At 70.8% G+C, this 16,022-nt stretch carries 16 protein-coding genes and 3 tRNA genes; 9 read left to right on the top strand and 10 right to left on the bottom strand.

Annotation, left to right across the window (positions count from 1 at the left end):
* Nucleotides 1-64 precede the first annotated feature (64 nt).
* Both IE308_RS23200 and IE308_RS23205 read left to right on the top strand, forming a co-directional pair.
* A tRNA-Asp gene (locus tag IE308_RS23200) sits at nt 65-139 on the top strand.
* A gap of 196 nt (nt 140-335) precedes the next feature.
* On the top strand, nt 336-572 hold the full coding sequence (locus tag IE308_RS23205) for a DUF6274 family protein (RefSeq protein WP_190219870.1): 237 nt from the start codon (nt 336-338) through the stop codon (nt 570-572).
* A 360-nt stretch (nt 573-932) separates the two neighbouring features.
* On the opposite strand, the gene bldC is transcribed toward IE308_RS23205, so the two are convergent.
* Both bldC and IE308_RS23215 read right to left on the bottom strand, forming a co-directional pair.
* The gene (gene bldC, locus IE308_RS23210; RefSeq protein ID WP_016905998.1) at nt 933-1,139 is read right to left on the bottom strand and encodes a developmental transcriptional regulator BldC; all 207 of its coding nucleotides are present in this window, start codon (nt 1,137-1,139) and stop codon (nt 933-935) included.
* Between the two features lie 554 nt (nt 1,140-1,693).
* Nucleotides 1,694-2,536: a DUF8083 family protein gene (locus tag IE308_RS23215; protein WP_190219430.1), complete on the bottom strand. Its 843-nt coding sequence runs from the start codon at nt 2,534-2,536 to the stop codon at nt 1,694-1,696.
* A 222-nt stretch (nt 2,537-2,758) separates the two neighbouring features.
* On the opposite strand from IE308_RS23215, the gene IE308_RS23220 reads away from it, so the two are divergent.
* Entirely contained in the window at nt 2,759-3,859 is a 1,101-nt protein-coding gene (locus IE308_RS23220; RefSeq protein WP_190219431.1) for a Leu/Phe/Val dehydrogenase, read from the top strand.
* A 279-nt stretch (nt 3,860-4,138) separates the two neighbouring features.
* Nucleotides 4,139-4,390, top strand: a complete 252-nt coding sequence (locus IE308_RS23225) for a DUF3073 domain-containing protein (protein ID WP_110629042.1) — start codon at nt 4,139-4,141, stop codon at nt 4,388-4,390.
* 87 nt (nt 4,391-4,477) lie between these two features.
* Here IE308_RS23225 and purM read toward each other — a convergent pair whose 3' ends face one another.
* The 8 genes from purM to purS form a co-directional block, all read right to left on the bottom strand.
* Nucleotides 4,478-5,542: a phosphoribosylformylglycinamidine cyclo-ligase gene (gene purM / locus IE308_RS23230; RefSeq protein WP_190219432.1), complete on the bottom strand. Its 1,065-nt coding sequence runs from the start codon at nt 5,540-5,542 to the stop codon at nt 4,478-4,480.
* Between the two features lie 45 nt (nt 5,543-5,587).
* Nucleotides 5,588-7,117 carry an amidophosphoribosyltransferase gene (purF, locus tag IE308_RS23235; RefSeq protein WP_190219433.1) on the bottom strand — a complete coding sequence of 510 codons (1,530 nt, stop codon included), beginning with the start codon at nt 7,115-7,117 and terminating at the stop codon, nt 5,588-5,590.
* Between the two features lie 61 nt (nt 7,118-7,178).
* Entirely contained in the window at nt 7,179-7,640 is a 462-nt protein-coding gene (locus IE308_RS23240; protein WP_190219434.1) for an META domain-containing protein, read from the bottom strand.
* A gap of 35 nt (nt 7,641-7,675) precedes the next feature.
* Complete coding sequence (locus IE308_RS23245; RefSeq protein ID WP_190219435.1) at nt 7,676-8,473, bottom strand: maleylpyruvate isomerase family mycothiol-dependent enzyme; 798 nt, start codon at nt 8,471-8,473, stop codon at nt 7,676-7,678.
* A 51-nt stretch (nt 8,474-8,524) separates the two neighbouring features.
* Nucleotides 8,525-9,784: a hypothetical protein gene (locus tag IE308_RS23250; RefSeq protein WP_190219436.1), complete on the bottom strand. Its 1,260-nt coding sequence runs from the start codon at nt 9,782-9,784 to the stop codon at nt 8,525-8,527.
* Nucleotides 9,785-9,926: 142 nt separating this feature from the next.
* Nucleotides 9,927-12,185 (bottom strand): phosphoribosylformylglycinamidine synthase subunit PurL, encoded by a 2,259-nt coding sequence (gene purL / locus IE308_RS23255; protein WP_110629048.1) that lies wholly within the window; start codon nt 12,183-12,185, stop codon nt 9,927-9,929.
* Nucleotides 12,182-12,862 (bottom strand): phosphoribosylformylglycinamidine synthase subunit PurQ, encoded by a 681-nt coding sequence (purQ, locus tag IE308_RS23260; RefSeq protein WP_110629049.1) that lies wholly within the window; start codon nt 12,860-12,862, stop codon nt 12,182-12,184. Before purQ ends, purL begins: the two co-directional genes overlap by 4 nt.
* A complete protein-coding gene (purS, locus tag IE308_RS23265; RefSeq protein ID WP_103783996.1) occupies nt 12,859-13,122 on the bottom strand; it encodes a phosphoribosylformylglycinamidine synthase subunit PurS in 264 nt (87 codons plus the stop codon). Before purS ends, purQ begins: the two co-directional genes overlap by 4 nt.
* Nucleotides 13,123-13,390: 268 nt before the next feature.
* Here purS and IE308_RS23270 point away from each other — a divergent pair, with 268 nt between their 5' ends.
* From IE308_RS23270 to IE308_RS23290, 5 genes are all read left to right on the top strand, one after another.
* Nucleotides 13,391-13,708, top strand: coding sequence for a histone-like nucleoid-structuring protein Lsr2 (locus IE308_RS23270; RefSeq protein WP_110629051.1), 318 nt, complete (start codon nt 13,391-13,393; stop codon nt 13,706-13,708).
* 134 nt (nt 13,709-13,842) lie between these two features.
* Nucleotides 13,843-13,914, top strand: a tRNA-Gly gene (locus IE308_RS23275).
* A 120-nt stretch (nt 13,915-14,034) separates the two neighbouring features.
* Nucleotides 14,035-14,107 (top strand) — tRNA-Gly (locus IE308_RS23280).
* Between the two features lie 154 nt (nt 14,108-14,261).
* Entirely contained in the window at nt 14,262-15,227 is a 966-nt protein-coding gene (locus IE308_RS23285) for an ABC transporter ATP-binding protein (RefSeq protein WP_190219437.1), read from the top strand.
* Nucleotides 15,224-16,012, top strand: a complete 789-nt coding sequence (locus IE308_RS23290; RefSeq protein ID WP_190219438.1) for an ABC transporter permease — start codon at nt 15,224-15,226, stop codon at nt 16,010-16,012. Before IE308_RS23285 ends, IE308_RS23290 begins: the two co-directional genes overlap by 4 nt.
* Nucleotides 16,013-16,022: the final 10 nt, after the last annotated feature.

The raw sequence follows: 16,022 nt of genomic DNA on the forward strand, positions 1-16,022 counted from the left end.
CAGGGGGCTCACCCTCCTGTACAGTCCTTCTCGCAGCGCAACGCAGGAAAGCGCCGCAGCTCCTGGTCCTGTGGAGCAGTTTGGAGTGCTCGCCACCCTGTCAAGGTGGAGGCCGCGGGTTCAAATCCCGTCAGGACCGCAGTGAGAGAGCCCGGATCGGATGATCCGGGCTCTCTTTGTGTGTGCGGCGCTGTCAGGGCGTGTGGAGGGGCGTCAGGGCACGTGGCGCGCCGTGGATGCGCCCCCGGTGGCGTCGGGCCGTCTTGACGGCGTCACATTCGCCCAGTACCCCAGAAGCAGGGCCCGCTCCCCCTCAGGCCCGCCGGAGGTGGCGTATGGCGGCATCGGTCAGGCACGAGACGCGGGCGTTGCTCCGCGCGCATCTGTCGGCCGCGTCGTCGTACGGGCATCTGACCCGTCACTGTCCGATCTGCCGGCACCTGCTGCGGCTGGCGATGGACGCGCCTCCGCAGACGCAGCAGCCGCCGCAGACGCAGCAGACACCGCAGGCGCCGCAGACACCGCAGAGCGCGCCGGCGGCCGAGGGCGCCGCGGAGGACCAAGGTCATTAGCGCACGGCGGCGGAACGCAACAAGGACTCTGGCATGTGACGGGAGTCACCGCATGAGTTTTTGAAAGCGGGGTTCTTACCGCGTTCCTACAACTGGTCGATTTAATATGTGCAATTGCACCCCTGTCAGGCGTGCTCCCCAGACTCCGACAAGGCCGCTCACAGGGGCGCCCCAGCGACCACCCCGGGCACACAAAAAAGATCGCGCTGGACCCGGCGGAGTCCAGCGCGATCGACGACGCACCCTGTGTCGCTGTGCGGGCGTGGGGCCTGTTGGGGCAGTCCCCGCGTCGCTTGGAGCTGTGGTTTCGGGCTGCTACGGCTGGTTGGGGGACCTGCCGCCGGCCCGGCTATTGAGTTGTCAGGCCTCGCTGCGCTGCTGCGGAATGCCCGCGAGCAGGGCGCGGACCTCGGCCTCGCGGTAGCGGCGGTGGCCACCGAGCGTGCGGATCGACGTGAGCTTCCCGGCCTTCGCCCACCGCGTGACCGTCTTGGGGTCGACGCGGAACATGCTGGCGACCTCAGCCGGGGTCAGCAGCGGCTCGGCTTCAGGGGTGCGAGCGGTCATGAGCGGCCTCCTCGGGAGAACCGAACCTTCTCGGTTCTTTCCTCTAAATTCTGCACCTTGACCCGCGTTGCCCGAAATGGCGGACGCGAGTCGAGTCGGTTATAGGACGAACGGCTTGTCCTCGGCACTACAACTACACCATCTGTCCAGCCGCGTCGGCCAAACCGATGGAATTGCCCTCCCAGGTGTTCATCAGCGACGGAAGCCGATGGACCATGCCATAGCGGACAGTCACGCCACTGTGACGATCAGTCACAGGACAATCAGGAGCCACCAGACCCCCCAAAGCGTGCAATGCTGAGATTCCGCCCACAGCGGAGCATAGTTGGGCGGACAGAGCCCTCCCCGGACTCCTTGTCCTATTTTGGCACGAGGAGGGGCAAGACATGCAAGGTGCCCGTACGTGCGGTCTGTCACGCTTGACGCAGCTTGACTCAAACGCCCGGATCGGGACCTACGCCCCATCAGCTCCTCGAAGTGCGGTAGACCGTACGCGGTTACGGGCGTCCCAGGCCGTGACCTACATCACTCCCGTCACGGGCTCTGGCGGATCGTCAGTTCGCCGACCGCAGGTCCCGCACCGCGCGCCAGCGCTCCACCAGCCGCCCGTACGCCTCGCCGGCCGCCACCCCGTCGCCGTGCCGCAGCGCCTCGATGCCCTCGGCCACGTCGGCCGCCGAGTGGTCGTCCTCCAACGCCCCCGCCGGCAGGGCGTGCACCAGGCCGCCGTAGTCCAACTCCACTACCGAGCGCGGGTGGAACTCCTCCAGCCAGCGCCCGACGTCCACCAGGCCCTCGATCAGCGGCCCCTCGTCGACGGCGTCCTTCAGCGTCCTGAGCGCCCGCGCGACCCGGCGCCGCGCCTGCACCATCGGGGTGCGGTAGCGCAGCATCGGCGGGATCTCCCCGGAGCCCTTGTCGAACCGCCGCTCCGCGTCGGAGACCAGCACGAACCAGTTCAGCGGCACCTGCCAGGTCGCCGTCCTGATCCACGGCCGCGCGTCCGGGTTGCGCTCCAGCCAGCGCTCGTAGTCCTGCGCGGTCTGCCGGCGCACCACCTCCGGCAGTACGGCGTCCAGCACCGGCCCCGGCAGTTCGTCCGCCAGCTCCCCGAGCGCCTGCCAGCCGCGCAGCCGGGTGCGCCACGGGCACACGCACAGCACCCCGTCGGCCTCCAGCACGAAGGCGTCCCCGCTCTCGTGCACCGGCACGGCCACGGGCGGGGTGGGCAGCAGGTCGGCGAGTGAACGGCGCAGCTCGTCCTGGTAGGAGGGCAGGTCGCGGCGGCGGGCGTAGCGCGCCCAGTGGCCGCGCTCGGGCTCGGCGAAGGCGGCCAGCGGCTCGTACACGCGCAGATAGCTCGCGTACGGCACGATCACCGAGGACACCTTGGGCACGCCTGCTCCCTCCCCCGCCGACCGCCGGGGAAACCTGCCGGGCCGTCCGGCCGCCGGGCCGGAAATCTGTGCAAATCGTCGCACGGCAGTCCCCCGTGAGGGGGTGATCCCCACCACTGCTCGGCCGGCGGCCGGAGCAAGGTCTACTCTCATGCCACGGTCCCCGCCACCCGCACGGGGAGCCGCTCCCCACCCGCCGCTACTTACTCAGGAGTCACCACAGTGACCGACGTAACCGGCGCATCTGCTGATGTCCTGCACACCCTGTTCCAGTCGGACCAGGGGGGCCATGAGCAGGTCGTGCTCTGCCAGGACCGCGCGAGCGGCCTGAAGGCCGTCATCGCCCTCCACTCCACCGCCCTCGGCCCCGCGCTGGGCGGTACGCGCTTCTACCCGTACGCGACCGAGGCCGAGGCCGTCGCCGACGCCCTGAACCTCGCGCGCGGCATGTCGTACAAAAACGCCATGGCCGGGCTGGACCACGGCGGCGGCAAGGCCGTGATCATCGGTGACCCCGAGCGGGACAAGACCGAGGAGCTGCTGCTCGCCTACGGCCGCATGGTCGCCTCGCTCGGCGGCCGGTACGTCACCGCCTGCGACGTCGGCACCTACGTCGCCGACATGGACGTCGTGGCCCGCGAGTGCCGCTGGACCACGGGCCGCTCCCCGGAGAACGGCGGCGCCGGCGACTCCTCCGTGCTCACCGCCTTCGGCGTCTACCAGGGCATGCGCGCCTCCGCGCAGCACCTGTGGGGCGACCCGTCGCTGCGCGCCAAGCGGGTCGGCATCGCCGGTGTCGGCAAGGTCGGGCACCACCTGGTCGAGCACCTGGTGGCGGAGGGCGCCGAGGTCTTCGTGACCGACGTGCGCGAGGAAGCGGTGCGCCGGATCACCGAGCGCCACCGCGACGTGATGGCCGTCCGCGACACCGAGGCGCTGATCCGGGTCGAGGGCCTGGACATCTACGCCCCGTGCGCGCTCGGCGGCGCGCTGAACGACGCCACCGTGCCGGTGCTGACCGCGAAGGTGGTGTGCGGCGCCGCCAACAACCAGCTCGCCCACCCGGGTGTGGAGAAGGACCTCGCCGACCGCGGGATCCTCTACGCGCCGGACTACGTGGTGAACGCGGGCGGTGTCATCCAGGTCGCCGACGAGCTGCACGGCTTCGACTTCGACCGGTGCAAGGCGAAGGCGTCGAAGATCTACGACACCACGCTCGCCATATTCGCACGTGCGAAGGAAGACGGGATTCCGCCGGCCGCCGCGGCCGACCGGATCGCCGAGCAGCGCATGGCCGACGCGGCCGCGGCACGCACGCGCTGACCCTCCGCGGCGGTACCCGCCGGTCGCCGGTTAGAGAGAACTCTCACTTCGACCGGCGGGTCGTCCGCCAATAAGTGGTTAAAATCGCCACTGACCAGCGAGGACAGGGCGCCTCGAGGGTCCTGTGCACACGCGGCTCCTGCGGGCGACGTACCGTATGGGCGCGGGCTCAGGTACCGTGGAAGCCCTACGGACGGGCTCTCTATGGAGAGACCGTTCTAGATCATGAACGCGTGTCAACCTGGGGCCGTCGAGCCCCGTCGTTGAGGGGGTCGAGCCATGGGGCGCGGCCGGGCCAAGGCCAAGCAGACGAAGGTCGCCCGCCAGCTGAAGTACAACAGCGGTGGGACGGACCTCGCACGCCTGGCCGAGGAGCTGGGCGCATCGACGTCGAACCAGTCGCCGAACGGCGACCGCTTCGAGGAAGATGAGCACGACGACGACTTGTACGCACGGTACGCCGACCTCTACGACGAGGACGACGACGAAGACGAGGACGAGGATTCCTCTCGACACCGTCGCGGCGCGTGATGCCAGCGGCTTAGCCGAGTCTTCACCCGGTCCGGTTCACCACCGGACCGGGTTTCGTGCTGCCCGCACGGGCCTCCGGCCCGCCGGTTACGCGTAGTCGCCGACCAGCTCGGCGCCGGTGGTGTGCTCGCCGCGGGCGGTGATCTCACCGGCCACCCAGGCGTCCACACCGCGGTCCGCGAGGGTGGTGAGGGCCACGTCCACCGACTCCTCGGGGACGATCGCCATCATGCCGACGCCCATGTTGAGGGTCTTCTCCAGTTCCAGGCGCTCGACGCTGCCGGTGCGGCCGACGAGGTCGAAGACCGGGGCGGGGGTCCAGGTGGAGCGGTCGACCACGGCGTGCAGGCCGTCCGGGATCACCCGGGCGAGGTTGGCCGCGAGGCCGCCGCCGGTGATGTGGCTGTACGCGTGCACGTCCGCCGTACGGGTGAGCGCCAGGCAGTCCAGGGAGTAGATCTTCGTGGGCTCCAGCAGCTCCTCGCCGAGGGTGCGGCCCAGTTCCTCGATGTGCGCGTCGAGGGCGAGACCGGCCTGGTTCAGCAGGACGTGCCGCACCAGCGAGTACCCGTTGGAGTGAAGACCGGAGGACGCCATCGCGATGACGGCGTCGCCCTCGCGGATGCGGTCCGGGCCGAGCAGCCGGTCGGCCTCCACGACGCCCGTACCGGCGCCGGCGACGTCGAAGTCGTCCGGGCCGAGCAGGCCGGGGTGCTCGGCCGTCTCGCCGCCGACCAGGGCGCAGCCGGCGAGGACGCAGCCCTCGGCGATGCCCTTGACGATGGCGGCGACCCGCTCGGGGTGGACCTTGCCGACGCAGATGTAGTCGGTCATGAACAGCGGCTCGGCGCCGCACACCACGATGTCGTCCATGACCATGGCGACCAGGTCGTGGCCGATGGTGTCGTAGACGCCCAGCTGCCGTGCGATGTCGACCTTGGTGCCGACGCCGTCGGTGGCGGAGGCGAGGAGGGGGCGCTCGTAGTTCTTCAGCGCGGAGGCGTCGAAGAGGCCGGCGAAGCCGCCGAGGCCGCCGAGGACCTCGGGGCGCTGCGTCTTCTTCACCCACTCCTTCATCAGCTCGACGGCGCGGTCGCCCGCCTCGATGTCGACGCCCGCGGCTGCGTAGCTGGCACCAGTTGTCTCAGACATGGCTAAGGAGAACTTTCGTGTCGTACAGCAGGTATGGCGGGCTGACTAGGGGCGGCGGATCGCGTCGGCGGCGGCCGTCGCGGCCGGGCCGGCGGCCAGCTCGGTCTCCAGCAGCTGCTTGCCGAGCAGCTCCGGGTCGGGCAGCTCCATCGGGTACTCGCCGTCGAAGCAGGCGCGGCACAGGTTCGGCTTGGCGATGGTGGTCGCCTCGATCATGCCGTCGATGGAGATGTACGCCAGGGAGTCGGCGCCGAGCGAGGTGCCGATCTCCTCGATGGTCATGCCGTTGGCGATGAGCTCGGCGCGGGTGGCGAAGTCGATGCCGAAGAAGCAGGGCCACTTCACGGGCGGCGAGGAGATCCGGATGTGGACCTCGGCGGCGCCCGCCTCGCGCAGCATGCGGACCAGGGCCCGCTGGGTGTTGCCGCGGACGATGGAGTCGTCGACGACGACCAGGCGCTTGCCCTTGATGACTTCCTTCAGCGGGTTCAGCTTCAGGCGGATGCCCAGCTGCCGGATGGTCTGCGAGGGCTGGATGAACGTACGGCCGACGTACGCGTTCTTGACCAGGCCGGCGCCGAAGGGGATACCGGAGGCCTCCGCGTAGCCGATGGCGGCCGGGGTGCCGGATTCCGGGGTCGGTATGACGAGGTCCGCCTCGACCGGGGCCTCCTTCGCCAGGCGGCGGCCCATCTCCACGCGGGAGAGGTACACGTTCCGGCCGGCGATGTCGGTGTCCGGGCGGGCCAGGTACACGTACTCGAAGACGCAGCCCTTGGGCTTCGCTTCCGCGAATCGAGAGGTGCGCAGGCCGTTCTCGTCGATGGCGACGAACTCGCCCGGCTCGATCTCGCGCACGTAAGAGGCGCCGCAGATGTCGAGGGCGGCGGACTCGGAGGCGACGACCCAGCCGCGTTCCAGACGGCCGAGGACCAGCGGGCGGATGCCCTGCGGGTCACGGGCGGCGTAGAGCGTGTGCTCGTCCATGAAGACGAGGCTGAAGGCGCCCCGGACCTGCGGCAGGACCGCGTGCGCGGCCTCCTCCACGGTCAGCGGCTTGCCGTCCTCGTCGACCTGGGCGGCCAGCAGGGCCGTCAGCAGGTCGGTGTCGTTGGTCGCCGCGACCCGGCCGGAGCGGCTGGGGTTGTCGTCCGGCAGCTCCGCGACCATCTCGGCGAGCTGGGCCGTGTTGACCAGGTTGCCGTTGTGGCCGAGCGCGATGGAGCCCTGCGCGGTGGCGCGGAACGTCGGCTGGGCGTTCTCCCACACGGAGGCGCCGGTGGTCGAGTAGCGGGCGTGTCCGACCGCGATGTGACCCTGGAGCGAGCCGAGCGAGGTCTCGTCGAAGACCTGGGAGACCAGGCCCATGTCCTTGAAGACGAGGATCTGGGAGCCGTTGCTGACCGCGATTCCCGCGGATTCCTGGCCCCGATGCTGGAGGGCGTAGAGCCCGAAGTACGTGAGCTTGGCGACCTCTTCGCCCGGAGCCCAGACACCGAAGACGCCACACGCGTCCTGGGGGCCTTTCTCGCCGGGGAGCAGGTCGTGGTTGAGTCGTCCGTCACCACGTGGCACGCCACCGAGTGTAGGCGAGATCGACCACTGGTCCGAATTGGGGACGGCGGCCGGTAAAGGATCACTTCCGCGGCACGGCTTGGATGATCGTTCCGTTTGCGCAGGTCAGGGTGAGGGTGTCGTGCTGGATGCGGTACTTGAGCGCACTGTTGAAGACGCCGAGCAGGGTCCGCTCGGTGCGCATGAGTGAGGCGTCGCACATCATTCGGGTCGTGGTGGGCGACCCGAGGGTGATATGTCCGTCGCGGACGGTGGCGGTGGCGCTGAAGTGGTTGCAGCCGAGCCGTCCGCCGGCCTTCCCGGTGGCGGGGTCGAGGCGCAGACGGGCGGTGCCGGCGGGGTGTTCGGTGCCGGCGTGGGTGGTGATGCTGTCGATGCGCCAGTCGGTGCCGGTGAGCTGTGGTTCGGGGCTGACGGTGCCGCTGCCGGGGCGCTGTCCCGCGTGCTCGCTTCCGCAGGCCGCCACCAGCGGGACGAGCACGGCGGCGGCGACGAGGGCCTTGCGCTGCTGATGCCTGTCCATGCCCCTTGGACGGGGCGGTGGAGCGGGAGGTTCCGTCAGGCCAGCAGGGGCAGCAGCGCGCTGAGGTCGGCCCGCTCGCCACTGGCGCTGACCTTCGCCTGTGCGACGGCCTCCTGCCAGGTCAGCCGGCCCGTCGCCAGCCGGATCCAGGTCAGCGGGTCGGTCTCGACGACGTTGGGCGGGGTGCCGCGGGTGTGCCGGGGGCCCGCGACGCACTGCACGACGGCGTACGGCGGGATCCGCACCTCGGTGGCGCCGCCGGGCGCCTTGGCGGCGAGGGCGTCGGCGAGGAGCCGGGTGCAGGCGGCAAGGGCCTGCCGGTCCAGGGGGACGTCCAGGCCGGGCACGGCGGCGTTCAGGTCGTCGGTGTGGACGACGAGTTCGACGGTCCGGGTGACCAGGTAGTCGTCGAGGGTCAGCGCGCCCCCGCTGGTCGCGAGCAGCCGGGTGCCGGGGTGGGCGGCCAGGTCGGCGGTGAAGCGGTCCTCGGCGGCGGCGAGGTAGGCGTCCGGGTCGGGGTGCTCCTCGGCGAGCCGGCGGGCGAAGCCGGCGATGTCCGGCGCCTCGGCGGCGATCGCGGCCGGCCAGGCGGCCAGGGAGCCGTCCGCCTTCGCGGGCTCGGGCAGCTCGACGAGCCGGGACAGCGCCCGCAGCACCATGCCGAGGTGCGCCACCAGGTCCCGCACGGTCCAGTCGCCGAGCCGGGTGGGCAGCGCGAGTTGCTCGGGGCCGAGGGTGCGGACGGCGTCCCGCACGTGCCCGAACTGGGCGTGGACGGCGGTACGGGTCTTGGCGGGGTCGTAGCGGCGGGGGCGCTTGGCGGCGGGCGGCATGGGGGTGACCCTAGCGTCCGTCTCCGGCGCGTTCGTGCCCGCCGTACGCGGTCAGCCGCCGGTGGTGCCGTCGCGGTCCGGCCGGAAATCCGCGGCGGGAGGGAAGGTCACCTGGGTGCAGCCGCGGCGTTCGACCACGTCGTCGACGTAGGCGCGGAAGACCTTCGCCATCTCCGGTGCCATCAGCCGGTCGTAGCTGTAGGCGATGGTCATGGAGTGGATCTGGGGCTGCCCGCGGCAGACGGACGAGGCGAACCAGACGGGTTCCTCCCTGCTGCGGCCCGCCTTGCCCGGTTCGGCGGGCTCGGGGGCTTCGTCGAAGTCGGTGGACGTCAGCTGCACGTGCTTCGCGTCCTCGCCGGAGTAGGTGTGCAGGGAGACGAACCACTGGCCCGGGCGCCTCGGTTCCACGGGCAGGTCGTGGTCATCGGCGCTGGACAGGTACAGCCCCGAGGCCCGGCCCTCGCTGAGCACCAGGGCGCACCTCTCGTCCCACAGCCGGGCGTCGGTGCGGCTCTCCAGGACCAGGTCCGGGTAACGGCTCTGCCGGGCGTAGCCGGCCTTCCCGTACCAGGCACAGGTGCCCTGGGCGCGGGCGGCCGGGACGGGCCCTTCGGTCAGGGCCGGGACGTGTTCGGGCGCCGGGGGCAGACGGTCGGCGCACCCCAGCCGTCCGGCGAGGTTGTTGGCGGTGCGTACGGCCGTGTCGGCGAGGACGTCCCGGTCGTGGGCGCTGAGCTGGCCCTTGTCGGTGAAGGGCGGGCCGGGGTCGTACAGCTCGGCGCGCGCCCACAGGGCCTTGACGGGCCGGCCGCTCGCCCTGCCCTCGGGACAGGGCAGCTGGACCACGACGCCGGAGTCCGTGACCAGGCCCGCGATCCCCGAGCCGAGCGGCTGGGCGGGGTAGGTCCGGTGGCCGAAGGGGTCGACGAGTTCCTGCCACGGGTCGTCGGCGACCGTCGCGGACTCCGGCGGCAGCACCCCGACCGCGCCGGTGAAGAACCAGCGCTCACCGCTGTCGGTGCCGTACTTCTCCCCGGCCTCGCTGCTGAAGATCTCGCAGTCCTGGCCGGCTGCCAGGTCGTTCAGCTGGATGGTGCCCTCGTCGGCCTGCCGGTGCTCGATGGTGCCGCCCGCCGGGGACAGCGCGAGCACGCGTCCGGCCGGCACGAGGCCCGCGCAGGCCTCGTCTATCTGCCGTCTGGCGTCCCAGACCTGCCAGATCACCCGGCCGCTCCAGACGGTGCCGACCACGGCCGCGAGACACAGCAGGACGTTCACCGATGTGCGTACGCCGTCCGGGATCCGCACCGCTCCCCCTCGACTCCCGCCGCCGTGGCGGCTCGTGCCGCCGTCCGCCGCTGACCGTCGTCGAAGGTATCAACCGGCCCGGTCGCGCACGAAGGCCCCGCCCGTCGGAACGGGCGGGGCCTTCGGTGTCGTACGAGCGGCGTTACTTCAGCAGCGCCGGGATCGTCTCCTCGTGGGCCGTGCGCAGCTCCTCCAGGGACAGCTCGAACTCGCCCTGCAGCTCGACGCTGTCGCCGTCCACGACGCCGACGCGGGTGGCGGGCAGGCCGCGCGCACCGCACATGTCGTTGAAGCGGACCTCCTCCGAGCGCGGCACCGCGACGATCGCGCGGCCCGCCGACTCGGAGAACAGGAAGGTGAACGCGTCCAGACCGTCCGGGACGATCAGGCGGGCGCCCTTGTTCCCGAGCAGCGCCGACTCGACCACGGCCTGGATCAGACCGCCGTCGGACAGGTCGTGCGCGGAGTCGATCATGCCGTCGCGGGAGGCGGCGATCAGGATCTCGGCGAGCAGCCGCTCGCGCTCCAGGTCGACCTGCGGCGGAAGGCCGCCGAGGTGGTCGTGGATCACCTGGGACCAGGCCGAGCCGCCGAACTCCTCACGCGTGTCGCCGAGCAGGTAGAGGAGCTGGCCCTCTTCCTGGAAGGCGACCGGCGTGCGGCGGGCCACGTCGTCGATGACGCCGAGGACCGCGACGACCGGGGTCGGGTGGATGGCGGCCTCGCCGGTCTGGTTGTACAGCGAGACGTTGCCGCCGGTCACCGGGGTCCCCAGCTGCTGGCAGCCGTCGGCGAGGCCGCGCACGGCCTCCGCGAACTGCCACATGACCGCCGGGTCCTCCGGCGAGCCGAAGTTCAGGCAGTCGGAGACGGCGAGGGGCTTGGCGCCGGTGGTGGCGACGTTGCGGTACGCCTCCGCCAGGGCCAGCTGCGCGCCCGTGTACGGGTCGAGCTTGGCGTACCGGCCGTTGCCGTCCGTGGCGATCGCCACGCCGAGGCCGGTCTCCTCGTCGATGCGGATCATGCCGGAGTCCTCGGGCTGGGCGAGGACGGTGTTGCCCTGCACGAAGTGGTCGTACTGGGACGTGATCCACTTCTTGGACGCCTGGTTCGGGGAGGCGACCAGCTTCAGGACCTGGTCCTTCAGCTCCTCGCTCGTCGCCGGGCGGGGCAGCTTGTTCGCGTCGTCGGCCTGCAGTTCGTCCTGCCAGGACGGGCGGGCGTACGGGCGCTCGTAGGTCGGGCCCTCGTGGGCGACCGTGCGCGGGTCGACGTCGACGATCTTCTCGCCGTGCCAGAAGATCTCCAGGCGGTCGCCGTCGGTCACCTCACCGATGACGGTGGCGATGACGTCCCACTTCTCGCAGATCTCCAGGAAGCGGTCGACCTTCTCCGGCTCGACGACGGCGCACATGCGCTCCTGCGACTCGCTCATGAGGATCTCCTCCGGCGAGAGCGTGGAGTCGCGCAGCGGTACGTCGTCGAGGATGACGCGCATGCCGCCGGAGCCGTTGGACGCCAGCTCGCTGGTGGCGCAGGAGATGCCGGCCGCGCCCAGGTCCTGGATGCCGACGACCAGCTTCTCCTTGAAGGCCTCCAGGGTGCACTCGATGAGGAGCTTCTCCTGGAAGGGGTCGCCGACCTGGACGGCCGGACGCTTCGAGGGCTTCGCGTCGTCGAAGGTCTCGGAGGCGAGGATGGACGCGCCGCCGATGCCGTCGCCGCCGGTGCGGGCGCCGTACATGATGACCTTGTTGCCCGCGCCGGACGCCTTGGCGAGGTGGATGTCCTCGTGCCGCATCACACCGATGCAGCCGGCGTTGACCAGCGGGTTGCCCTGGTAGCAGGGGTCGAAGACGACCTCGCCGCCGATGTTGGGCAGGCCCAGGCAGTTGCCGTAGCCGCCGATGCCGGCGACGACGCCGGGCAGGACGCGCTTGGTGTCGGGGTGGTCGGCGGCGCCCATGCGCAGCGGGTCGACGACCGCGACCGGGCGGGCGCCCATGGCGATGATGTCGCGGACGATGCCGCCGACGCCCGTGGCCGCGCCCTGGTAGGGCTCGACGTACGACGGGTGGTTGTGCGACTCGACCTTGAAGGTGACCGCGTAGCCCTGGCCGACGTCGACGACGCCGGCGTTCTCGCCGATGCCGACGAGCAGGGCGTCGCTCTCGGGGGCCTTCTCGCCGAACTGGCGGAGGTGGACCTTGGAGGACTTGTACGAGCAGTGCTCGGACCACATGACCGAGTACATGGCCAGCTCGGCGCCGGTGGGGCGGCGGCCGAGGATCTCGACCACGCGCTCGTACTCGTCCTTCTTCAGGCCGAGTTCGGCCCAGGGCAGCTCGACGTCGGGGGTCGCGGCCGCGTGCTCGACCGTGTCCAGAGGCGTCCGGCTCATGCGTTGACCAGCTTCTTGAGGATCGAGGTGAAGAAGGGGAGACCGTCGGTGCGGCCGGTGCCGATGAGCGGCTCCACGGCGTGCTCCGGGTGCGGCATCAGGCCCACGACGTTGCCGGCCTCGTTGGTGATGCCGGCGATGTCCCGCAGGGACCCGTTGGGGTTGAAGTCCAGGTAGCGGAAGACGACCCGGCCCTCCGCCTCCAGCATGTCGAGGGTGCGCTCGTCGGCGACGTACCGCCCGTCCATGTTCTTCAGCGGGATGTGGATCTCCTGGCCCTGCTCGTAGTCCACGGTCCAGGCCGTGTCCGCGTTCTCCACCCGCAGCTTCTGGTCGCGGCAGATGAAGTGCAGGTGGTCGTTGCCGAGCATGCCGCCGGGCAGCAGGTGGGCCTCGGTGAGGATCTGGAAGCCGTTGCAGATGCCGAGGACCGGCAGGCCGGCCTTCGCCTGCTCGATGACGGTCTCCATCACCGGCGAGAAGCGGGAGATGGCCCCGGCGCGCAGATAGTCGCCGTAGGAGAAACCGCCGGGCAGGACCACGGCGTCGACCTGGTGGAGGTTCTTGTCCTTGTGCCACAGGGCGACGGGTTCGGCGCCCGCGAGGCGGATCGCGCGCTGCGTGTCCCGGTCGTCGAGAGATCCCGGGAAAGTGACGACGCCGATACGAGCGGTCACTTCGCTGCCTCCGCGACTTCCTCGACCTTGACGGTGAAGTCCTCGATCACGGTGTTGGCGAGGAAGGACTCCGCAAGATCGTGAATGCGGGCGAGGGCGGCCTCGTCGACCGGACCCTCAACTTCCAGTTCGAATCGCTTTCCCTGGCGGACGTCCGAGATCCCTTCGAAACCCAGACGCGGCAGCGCACGCTGGACCGCCTGGCCCTGGGGGTCGAGGATCTCCGGCTTGAGCATGACGTCGACTACGACGCGTGCCACTGGCACTCCCGGTGTGTGGTGCTGAGCAGGTTCCTTCAGACTACCCGCACAAAATTTCTACGCGCGTCGACTTGTAGGAAACTACGTGAGTGGCGTCACGATCAGGCATCGACGGCGGTGTTCACGGAAATTTCCGGGAAAGATCCGTGATCGGTGCCCCATACCTATTGCGCGAGGGACACGCGGGGAGATTTAGTCGAGCTTCACTTTGCATTGGCGGGCACTGTACAAATGAATTGGAACGTGCCGTACGAAGGGACCGATATTCGTGGCGCAGAAGGTCGTGGTCACGCTCTTTGACGACATCGACGGCTCGGAAGCGGCGGAGACGATCGCCTTCGGACTCGACGGCAAGTCGTACGAGATCGACCTGAATGAAGCCAATGCCAGGAAACTCCGCACGGCGCTCGCGCCGTACGTGGAGGCCGGCCGCAAGCGGTCGAAGTCCGGCAAGGCGTACCAGCAGACGGAGGTCGCCCCCGACCCGGCGGCCGTCCGCGCCTGGGCCCAGGCCAACAAGATGGACGTCCCGGCCCGCGGCCGCATCCCCAAGAAGGTCTACGAGGCGTTCGCCGCGGCCCGTTGAGACCCCGGGAGCCTGCCCCCAGGGAGCGTCAGAGGGCCCTGGGGACAGGCGACTTGCGCAACCCCCCTGCTGATCGGCTAATGTCTGGAGCACGCCGCCGGGCGGGGCCGAAAAGCCCAGGCCACGGAGGTTGTGCGGGTGTAGTTCAGTAGTAGAACAGCCCCCTTCCAGGGGGAAGGCGCAGTGTGCGATTCCTGTCACCCGCTCCGCACCGCCGGTCCGGACCACTCATGGGGGGTCCCCCCTGCTCGAGCTTGTCGAGAGCTTGGGGGAGGATCAGGTAGGCTGGTGCCCGCACCGATCGGTGGGAGCCGGTCGGCGGCAATGCGGACGTAGCTCAGTTGGTAGAGCGCAACCTTGCCAAGGTTGAGGTCGCGAGTTCGAGCCTCGTCGTCCGCTCGGGAATGAGACCCCGGTCCTCAGGGACCGGGGTCTTTTCGTTGTGCCGTGCCCTGTCCGGCCCGGCTTTGCGCTGCGGCTTTCTGACATTTGTCATGAGCGGCGATGACAGCGCGCACTGCCGCCGCCCGTCGGGCGCCGGGACGCTGGAACCATGAACGCGAACGAACACGATCACGTGATCGAGGTCACCGACCTGCGGCGTGTGTACGGGGGCGGGTTCGAGGCGGTGCGCGGCATCACGTTCCACGTGAAACGCGGCGAGGTCTTCGCGCTGCTCGGGACGAACGGCGCCGGCAAGACCTCCACCGTGGAACTGCTGGAGGGGCTGGCCCGGCCGGCCGGGGGCCGCGTCCGGGTCCTCGGGCACGACCCCTTCACCGACCGGGCCGCCGTACGGCCGCGCACCGGGGTGATGCTGCAGGAGGGCGGCTTCCCCGCCGAGCTGACCGTCGCCGAGACCGCGCGGATGTGGGCGGGGTGCGTCAGCGGGGCACGGCCGTACGCGGACGTGCTGGACCTGGTCGGGCTGGCGGGGAAGGCCGGCGTGCGGGTCAAGCAGCTGTCCGGCGGTGAGCGGCGGCGCCTCGACCTCGCGCTCGCCCTGCTCGGCGACCCCGAGGTGCTGTTCCTGGACGAGCCGACGACCGGGCTGGACGCCGAGGGCCGCCGGGACACCTGGGAGCTGGTGCGGGCCCTGCGCGACGCGGGCACCACCGTGCTGCTGACCACGCACTACCTGGAGGAGGCCGAGGGCCTCGCCGACCGGCTGGCGATCCTCCACGAGGGGCGCATCGCCGCTTCCGGCACCCCGGCCGAGGTCACGGCGGCTCAGCCGGCCCGGATCTCCTTCGAGCTGCCCGAGGGGTACTTCGTCGGGGACCTGCCGCCGCTGGACACGCTGGGGGTCCTCACGCACGAGGTCGACGGCCGCGTCGTACGGCTGCGCACACGGGAGCTGCAACGCGCGGCGACCGGGGTGCTGGTGTGGGCCGAGCGGGCCGGGGTGGAGCTGCGGCGGCTCGATGTGCGGTCGGCGTCGCTGGAGGAGGCGTTCCTGGGGATCGCGCGGGAGGCGTCGGCCGAGGCCGACGCGCGCGGAGAGGCGGTGGCGGCATGAGCGCCGGGACGATCGGCCGGGGCACCACGCCGGCGGGCCGGATGGCCGCGCTCGCGCGGGCCGAGGTCACCCTGCTCGGGCGGAGCAAGGGCACGTTGTTCGCGGCGATGTTCGTGCCCCTGGCGCTGCCGTTCAGCATGCGCTCGGCGGCCCAGGAGATGGACCTGCGGGGGGCCGGGCTCAGCGTCGGCACCGTCGTACTGCCGGCGGCGCTCGGCGTCTCCCTGCTGTTCGCCGTGTACGCCACGCTGGTCGGCGTCTTCGTCGCCCGCCGCGAGGAACTCGTCCTCAAGCGGCTGCGCACCGGCGAACTGCGGGACGTTGAGATCCTCGCCGGGTCGGCGCTGCCCGCGGTGGCGACGGCGGTCGTGCAGTCGGCGGTACTGGCCGCCGGCTGTGCCGTCCTGCTCGACGTGCACGCGCCCCGGGCCGCGTACTACGTCGTCCCGGGCTATCTGCTGGGCGTGGTGATGTGCGCCGCGCTCGCCGCGGTCACCGCGTCCTGGAGCCGCAGCACCGAGAGCGCGCAGGTCACGACCATGCCGTTCATCCTGCTGTCGCTGACCGGCTCGGGGCTCGTGGTGCCGCTGGAGGTGATGCCGGACCGGCTCGCCTCCGTGTGCGAGGTGCTGCCGCTGACGTCGGTGATCACGCTGCTGCGGGGCGGCTGGAACGGCAGCCTGACCGCGGGCGATGCGCTGACCGCGCTGGTGACGGCACTGGCCTGGACGGCGGCCGCGGTGTTTGCTGTACGGCGGTGGTTCCGGTGGGAGCCCCGGCGCTGACCACGCCGAC

This window comes from Streptomyces griseosporeus (assembly GCF_014656055.1).
GTDB lineage: Bacteria > Actinomycetota > Actinomycetes > Streptomycetales > Streptomycetaceae > Streptomyces > Streptomyces griseosporeus.